The 7,992-nt window shown below is 67.9% G+C and carries 7 protein-coding genes; 6 read left to right on the top strand and 1 reads right to left on the bottom strand.

Annotated features, from left to right (window positions below; all coding sequences use genetic code 11):
- Nucleotides 1-10 precede the first annotated feature (10 nt).
- Complete coding sequence (locus tag ACFE7U_RS16775) at nt 11-1,126, bottom strand: transglycosylase SLT domain-containing protein (protein ID WP_375410852.1); 1,116 nt, start codon at nt 1,124-1,126, stop codon at nt 11-13.
- Between the two features lie 312 nt (nt 1,127-1,438).
- Here ACFE7U_RS16775 and ACFE7U_RS16770 point away from each other — a divergent pair, with 312 nt between their 5' ends.
- From ACFE7U_RS16770 to ACFE7U_RS16745, 6 genes are all read left to right on the top strand, one after another.
- Entirely contained in the window at nt 1,439-2,629 is a 1,191-nt protein-coding gene (locus ACFE7U_RS16770; RefSeq protein ID WP_375410851.1) for an inositol-3-phosphate synthase, read from the top strand.
- A complete protein-coding gene (locus ACFE7U_RS16765) occupies nt 2,629-3,552 on the top strand; it encodes a hypothetical protein (RefSeq protein WP_375410850.1) in 924 nt (307 codons plus the stop codon). The genes ACFE7U_RS16770 and ACFE7U_RS16765 overlap by 1 nt, the downstream gene beginning before the upstream one ends.
- A 31-nt stretch (nt 3,553-3,583) precedes the next feature.
- Nucleotides 3,584-4,765, top strand: coding sequence for a class I SAM-dependent methyltransferase (locus ACFE7U_RS16760; protein ID WP_375410849.1), 1,182 nt, complete (start codon nt 3,584-3,586; stop codon nt 4,763-4,765).
- Nucleotides 4,765-5,793 (top strand): Gfo/Idh/MocA family protein, encoded by a 1,029-nt coding sequence (locus ACFE7U_RS16755; RefSeq protein ID WP_375410848.1) that lies wholly within the window; start codon nt 4,765-4,767, stop codon nt 5,791-5,793. The genes ACFE7U_RS16760 and ACFE7U_RS16755 overlap by 1 nt, the downstream gene beginning before the upstream one ends.
- A gap of 19 nt (nt 5,794-5,812) precedes the next feature.
- Nucleotides 5,813-7,402, top strand: coding sequence for a YcaO-like family protein (locus ACFE7U_RS16750; RefSeq protein ID WP_375410847.1), 1,590 nt, complete (start codon nt 5,813-5,815; stop codon nt 7,400-7,402).
- A 3-nt stretch (nt 7,403-7,405) separates the two neighbouring features.
- On the top strand, nt 7,406-7,992 hold a 587-nt coding region (locus tag ACFE7U_RS16745; RefSeq protein WP_375410846.1), incomplete at its 3' end, for a sugar phosphate isomerase/epimerase family protein.

Here is a 7,992-nt window from a genome sequence, read left to right as displayed (position 1 = left end):
CCGCCGCCGCCTATGGCAGGGCTTCGGTGACCCGCACGATCCCGCGCTTGGGCACGGTGGGTTCGTCGCGGGCCGGAACGGCGACCAGGGCGGCGACGCCCTCATACTGGTTGAGGCGCCGGTCGATCATTCCGTCAATCCGGGCGCGCAACTCGGCCACCGTGAGCCCGCGCCGACCCTTGCCGGACTTCTGAGTGAACAGGCTGCGGTTGGCCCGGGCCGCCGAGCGGAACACCGTCTTGGCCACCTGATCCGGCTTCTCGTCGGTCAGGGCGAGAAAGCGTCCCGCGCTCGCGGTGCCGAGGAAATGCGCGAGGTAGAGATCCGAATGATTGAGATCGCGCCCGATGCGCTGGGCGATCCGGTCCCGGTCGCGCTTGATCAGCTCGCCGGCCATCAGGGAGGCGACGTAGGGGTCCTGGCGCAGGCGTAGGACCCGGACACGCATGGTGTCGTCCGCCACCGTGATGGCGCGTCCGCGCCCGCTGATGGCGTCGGCCTCGACATCGAGCCCATGCTGCCGACCATATTTCTGCACCAGCTCGAGCCAAGTGCCGGACAGGAACTGGAACAGCCCTTCCGCCGAGGAGGTCGTGGCCTTCACGGTCGTCGAGAAGCTCGACTCCTTGTCGGCCAGCGCCATCATGTAGACGGGATCGACGCCGGTCTCCTCGGACGCGCGCAGGATCGCCTCGACAAGGGGACGCGGGATGTTCATGTCGCCGAAGCGCAGGATCTCGCGATCCCCCGCGTCGCGCGGCTGCGGCAAAGTGGCGAGGTCCGTCTCGATGAGCGCGAGCGTCGGCGGCTCCTGTTCGACGAGGGGAACTCCGAGCCAACCTTCGTGTTGACCGGCAACCGTTGCGTCTCCGACGAGGGAGGCGCGGTGAAGCCCCAGATCGATCCTATCGTGAGCCATTGCGGCGGGAGCCACCGCGCTTCCAGGAAGACCGGCCCCGAGGAGGAGCCCGGTCAGCAGAGTGGCGATGGTGTGGCGGCGCAATCCGTTTCTTGGGCGCCGGTCGAGCCGATCCTGGGCTCTGGTTGGAAATTTGGTCTCGTTGGGCACGAGACGGCTCACGTCGTCGGCGCAGAGCGCCGGCTCCGGGAAAACCCCCATCATCATTCCTTGCTCGTGCCTCGGCGTTCTTGGGCCGGGCTTCGATCGGTTCAGCGAGCGGACGTCTCGCCGAGGGCTGTGACCAGAATGGGACAGCGCGGTGATCCAACCGTGGCGCGCTTAACGAACCGTTAACGCCCTCTCTTCATGGAATTTTAACGGATCGTTCCGTCGCCGTTCAGCCTGGACGCGTCAAAAAGGCTGCGTTTCCAGGCTTGGAACGAACGGCATCTGACCCAGGTTAGCGGATGCTACGCGGGTGTGCCCTCGGTCCCGAGCCGTCGCCCCGCCGATACAGAGTAAGGAAGACCCTTCCCTATGAGCATGCAGACTGGGCGCCGTGTCGGCGTTGCTTTCGTTGGCATGGGCGGCGCCGTCGCCACGACCGCGATCGCCGGCATCGAGATGATCAAAACCGGCTCGAACCGCCTCGACGGATTGCCGCTCGCCGGCCTCTCGGTCGCGGGCCTCGCCGATTACAAGGACCTCGTCTTCGGTGGCTGGGACCTCAACGATGACGACCTCGCCTCGGCCGCGACCGGTCACGGCGTTCTCACCAAGCAGGACATCGAGAACGGTGCCCAGGTCCTCAAGGGCATCAAGCCCTGGCCGGCGGTGGGCAGCGCCAAGTTCTGCAAGAACATCGACGGCGCCAACCGCATCGTGGCCGCCGACCACCGCGAGGCGGTCTCGGTGATCGCCAACGACCTTCGCCGCTTCCGCCTCGAGAGCAACCTCGACGAGGTCGTAGTGGTCAATCTCGCCTCCACCGAGCGCTGGCCCGATCTCAGCGCTCCCGTCCTGAACTCGTCGGCGGCCTTCGAGAAGGGCCTCGACACGAGCGACGAGGCGATCAGCCCGGCCATGCTCTACGCCTATGCGGCGATCAAGAGCGGGGTGCCCTACGCCAACTTCACGCCCAGCGTCGCCGCCGACGTCCCGGCCCTGCTCGAACTCGCCAAGGAACTGAACGTCCCCGTGGCGGGCAAGGACGGCAAGACCGGTCAGACCATGATGAAGACGGTGCTGGCGCCCGCCCTCAAGGCCCGCGCCCTGCATGTCGACGGCTGGTTCTCGACCAACATCCTCGGCAACCGCGACGGCCTCGCCCTCAACGACAAGGATTCGTTGCAGTCGAAGCTCAACACCAAGGGCACGGTGCTCGACTCGATCCTCGGCTATCCGGTCGAGGACCACCTCGTCCACATCCACTACTACCGGCCCCGCGGCGACGACAAGGAAGCCTGGGACAACATCGACGTCACCGGCTTCCTCGGCCAGCGCATGCAGATCAAGGTCAACTTCCTCTGCAAGGACTCGATCCTGGCGGCGCCCTTGGTGATTGAGATCGCCCGTGTCCTAGATCTCGCCAAGAAGCGCGGCGAGGGTGGCCCGCAGGAGCAGCTCTCGTCGTTCTTCAAGGCCCCGATGGTCAAGAACGGCCATGGACCCGAGCATGATTTCGGCAAGCAGCAGACCATGCTGCTCGATTGGCTCGGCGTGCACTGATGACGACGCACGACGCGGGGGAGGGTCCCGCCGCCCCCCTCGCGTTGCGCGACCTGCTCGTCGAGGTGAACGACCTCAAGCGCGTTCGCTCGGCCGGCCGCATCGGCTCGATCGCCGAGAGGCTGTTCGCCCAGGGCTGGTCGGCCCTGACCGCGGGCGCTCCCCCTGACGTCGTCGCCCTCGACATCACCGCGAAGGCACTCGCCGCGGCCAGACTGTGCGATCTCGATGACGCCTTCCTGTCGGCCGCCGGCCTGACAGACGAGGATGTGACGGGCGTGCTCGTCGCAGGTTTGGAGGCGGTCGCGGGCGATCTAGACGACGACCTGCTCGGCTCTCTCCGCGATCGTCTCGGTTCGCGAGCGATGCTGGCCGCCGGGCCGCTGCCGGCGTTCGTCGCGGCCCTGGCGCACCAGCCCCGCGCTGGCGTAACCTGTCCGGGTCGCGCACGTATCCTTCTGGAGCCGCCTGAAAATCATGCCGAGCACTGCCTGATGGTGGCGGTGTATGGCGTGGTGCTGAGCCCTTTCTACCGCGCCGATCCGACGGTCGTGTTCCTGGCGGCCATGAGCCACCATTTTCACAATGCGGCGATGCCGGATGCCGGGTTCACGGGCGAGATGCTGCTCGGCGATCATCTCGCGCCGATCATGGCGCGCACGACCCAATGGGCCCTCGACGAACTCGACCCATCCCTGCGCGAGACCATCGAGCGCGCGCGCTCGGTCCTGCCGGACGATGCGACGGCCGAAGGGCGCGCTTTCCACGCTGCCGACGCGATCGATCGGGTCCTCCAGATTGCTCAACACCTTAGGGCCGCTTCCCTGACCATGGAGACGGTGCTCGGCGAGATGGAACTCGTGCATGCCGGACCGGTCAAGGGGTTCCACGACCGGGTCCTGAGGGATATGCGGATCCCGTGAGTATCCGACATGGCGGCGTAGGGTGGCGGCGATGATCCCCTTCGACCTTCTTTCTCCTCTGACCGGCCAGGTCTTGCGCTCCGACACGCCGCATTCCCTGCGCGACGCGACGACGGGCGACCGGTGGCCGGTCATCGACGGAATCCCGTATCTGCGCACCAACCGGGACGAGCTCGTCGACCTGACCCTGAAGCTCCTCGACGGCAACGACCGCGACCTCGCGCTGGAAGGACTGCTGGCAGACCAGGACGAATGGTGGACCGGGCCTGCTGCAGACCCGATCGACCTTCATTCGCTCGTGCGCGACAGCGAGAAGCTGACCCTGCGCGACGCCGTCGCGCGACTCGGCTGGGGCCGGGTCGGGGGTTATTTCCTGCACCGCTGGACCGATCCCACTTATCTGGCCGGTCTCACATTGCTCGAAGCCCACTGGAACGATCCGATCAGCGTCTTCGAATTCGCCTGCGGGATCGGGCATTACCTGCGCGAGTTCCAGGCCAGGGGCACCAAGGTCGCCGGCGGCGACGTGGTCTTCGCCAAGCTTTGGGTGGCGCGCCATTGGCTTCTCGACAAACGCGCGCAGCTTGTTTGCTTCGATGCGGGCTCGCCGCATTGGCCAATCGCGGGCGCACCCGTCGACCTCGTAGTCTGCAACGACGCGTTCTACTTCCTCGACGACAAGGCCGGCATCCTCGATTGCCTGCGCAAGAACGCTGGAGACGACGGTTGGCTGGTTCTGAGCCATATTCATAACTCGGCGAGGCCCGGCTTCTCGGCAGGGCGCGCCGTCTCGGCGGCGGAGATCGACGAGTTGTTTCCCGATGGCCTCGTCTACGACGACGACGAGCTCACCCGTGCGCTCGTCGAAGGCCGCGCCCCTTCCCCGAAATCACCCTCGGAGCTCACTGGCGCCGAGGCCTTCTCTGTGGTGGCTGGGCCGGGCATGCGGCCGGCTCCGAGGATGGTAGTCGACGGGATCACGCTGCCGCGCGAAGGTACGCAGCTTCGCCTCAACCCGCTCTATCAGCCTGTCGGCGAGACCTTCGCCATCGCCTGGCCCTCGGAACGCTACGAGGCGGAATACGCCGCCCGTGCCACCTACCCGCTGACCTCGGCGGGGCCGGAGACGCTGGACTGGATCGGCTGCGAGGCATCCCCTCATGTCGAGCGCGTGCGCCGCCGCGAGTTCGTCGACCTGCCGGAGCGGTGGTGATGGCGGATTCCATCGGCTGGGGCATCGTCGGCTACGGATGGGTCGCCCGGGACTACATGGCACCGGGCATCCGCGATGCCGGCCACCGCCTCGTCGCGGTGTGCGATCCCGGCGAGGCCTCGCGCGCCGCTGCGGAAGCGGATGGCGCCCGCGCGCACGCGACGCTCGATGCCCTCCTGGCCGAGACCGAGGTCGAGGCGGTCTACGTCGCGACCCCAAACCATCTCCATCGTGCCGCCGTCGAGGCGCTCGCAACCTCCGGGAAGGCCATCCTCTGCGAGAAGCCGATGGCGACCGATCTCGCCGATGCCGAGGCGATGGCCGCCGCCATCCGCTGGACGGGGGCCTTCTACGGCACCGCCTTCGACCAGCGCCATCACCCCGCCCACCGGGCCATGCGCGACAGGCTCCGCGCCGGGCGGCTCGGCACCGTGACCGCGGTCAGGATCGTCTATGCTTGCTGGCTCGGCCGCGACTGGGCATCGGTGCCCGGCCAGGACAACTGGCGCATCGATCCCGCCAAGGCCGGCGGCGGCGCCCTGATGGATCTCGCGCCGCACGGGCTCGACCTCGTGGATTTTCTGCTCGACGAGCCGATCGCCGCGATCGCCGCGCTGACCCAGGCCCACGCGCAGGACTATGCCGTCGATGACGGTGCTCTCCTGATCGGGCGCACCGGTTCTGGTGTCCTCGCCAACCTGCACGTCGCCTATAATTGCCCCGATGCCCTGCCGCGCCGCCGTCTCGAAGTGATCGGCACCGGCGGCCAGCTCACGGCCATCGACACGATGGGGCAGGTCGCTGGCGGATCACTGACGTTCACCGACGGTACAAGCGGCGTGTCCGAGACTGTGCCCTTCGATGTCAGTGCCTCACCGTTCCTCGAACAGGTCCGTGCCTTCGGCTCCGCCCTGCGCAGGCCGGCGGAGCGGACGGCCTACAGCGCGGAGCGTGACCTGCACACGATGCGCCTTCTGGCGCGCGCCTATGCGACGCTCCCTGACCGGATCGCCGCTGCGGCCGAATGAGAACAGGACGGAACGCGAAGTGACCGACAACGACCAGGACGGCCGGGCCCGCAATGCCCGCGTGCGAGCACCACGCCCCTACCGCTACGGCACCGCGCGGCGCATCGAGGGCCTGCCCTCGAACCTTCCCGAGCCGGTGCGAGCCTATCTCGACATCCTGCCGCCGGGCCGGATCGTCGGCTTCTCCCTGGCGCCGCTGGACCGCACCGGCATCCCGGTCTGGTTCGTCTCGCTGTTCCTCGACGATCCCTACTTCGTCGGCGCGATGCCGAGCGGAATCGGCTACGGCGCCACCGACGACGAGGCGTTGATCGGCGCGGTGGCCGAGATCGCCGAGAACCTGATGCCGTCGCTCGCGGTGATGCCGCGCAAGAAGGAGCGCGGCTCCTATGACGACCTCGTTCGCGTCTTCGGCGCCGCCTCGGTCGCAGATCCGCTGACCCTGTGCCTACCCGCCGGCAGTCCGGTCGGACGCGGCACGGTGCTCGAATGGACGCCGACGGTCCGCGCGCGGACGGGCGAGACGGTGCTGATGCCGCTCGACATTGCGGCGACCGACTATTTCGAGCTCTCCGAAGGCTACAAGCCGTTCACCAACCTCATCACCAACGGCCTCGGCGCCGGCCCGGACGTGGAGTTCGCGCTGGGCCACGGCCTCCTCGAACTGCTCCAGCGCGACGGCAACGGCCTCCTCTTCCGCGCCCTCGACCAGGGCGTGGTTCTCGACGTCTCAGAAGGCCTCGGGGCGGAGACGCGGGCCATGCTCGATCGCCTCGATTCCCTAGGCATCAAGGCCCTGCCCAAATTCGCCACCGACCAGTTCGGCCTCACCAACGTCTACGTGGTTGGCCATGACAGGAACTTGGCCGATACGCCGGTGCCGATTGCGCTCTCGGCTTGCGGCGAAGCCTGCGATCCCGACCGCGAGCGGGCGTTGCGCAAGGCGCTGCTCGAATTCCAGGCCGCCCGCGTGCGCAAGGCCTTCGGCCACGGCCCGTTGAGCTTCGCCGAGCGTGTGACCCCGCCGGGCTACGTCGATTCCTTCATTCGAAAAGCCCTGCCGAGCCTCGACCTCGAAGAGGGCCGGGCGCTTCGTGCCATGCTCGATTGGATCGTCCTGCCGCCTGAAGCCTTGCGCGACGTGCTGGCCGACACGGTCTATTCCGAGCGTAGCACCAAGCCGTTCACGGAGCTGCCGACCACGCCTGCCCCGGATGGCCATGTACGGGGCCGCATCGCCCGCGAGCGCCTGGACGCGGCCGGCTTCGATGTCCTCTACGTCGATTGCTCGCCGCCCGGCGGAGGGGTCGGCATCGTCAAGGCGATCGTGCCGGGGCTCGAGGTCGAGACCATGAGCTATCACCGCATCGGGGAGCGCAACGCGAAGAAGCTGATCGAGCGCGACCATCGGCTGATCCGCTTCGGGACCGAGAGCGAGACCCTGCGCCCGGTCCGCCTGACGCCGGAGGCGATCGAACGCTTCGGCGGCCAGCCCTTGTTCGACACGGCCCTGGCCGACGAGATCGTGGGCCGGCATTATCCGCTCTACCGCGAGCCGGAATCGCACCATGCGCCGTTCCGGCTGCAGCAGCAGGGCAGGGCGGCCTGAACCATGAGCCTGCGCTTCGCCTACAACACCAACGGTGCGGCCAACCATCGCCTGGACGACGCCATCGATCTGATCGCGGAGGCGGGATACGACGGCGTCGCGCTCACCCTCGACATCCACCACCTCGATCCTTTCGCGGATGGCTGGGTGCAGCATACCGAGCGCGTGGCGAGCCGCCTGCAGCGGCTGGGCCTGGGCTCTGTGATCGAGACCGGCGCGCGTTTCCTCCTCGACCCCAGGGCCAAGCACGAGCCGACCCTGGTGACCGCGGACGCCTCGGCCCGCCTGCGTCGCGTCGGGTTCCTCATGCGCGCGATCGACATCGCCGGCATCCTGGGATCGGAGGCGGTCTCGTTCTGGGCCGGCGTGCCCAAGACCGGCGTCGATCATGGAAGCGCGAAGGGCTGGCTGCGCGAAGGGCTCGCAGACGTCGTGGCCTATGCCGGGGAACAGGGCGTCGTGCCCTGTCTCGAGCCCGAGCCGGGCATGCTGATCGAGACGCTCGACGATTTCGCCGCTCTCGACGTTCCCGGCCTGCGCCTCGCCCTCGACACCGGCCATTGCCTCGTCACGCAGGAGCGCGAGCCCGC

The sequence above is a fragment of the uncultured Methylobacterium sp. genome, assembly GCF_964251405.1.
Taxonomy (GTDB): Bacteria; Pseudomonadota; Alphaproteobacteria; order Rhizobiales; family Beijerinckiaceae; genus Methylobacterium.
Note: the sequence above shows the minus strand (reverse complement) of the source record. Positions and strands in the feature narration are given on the sequence as shown.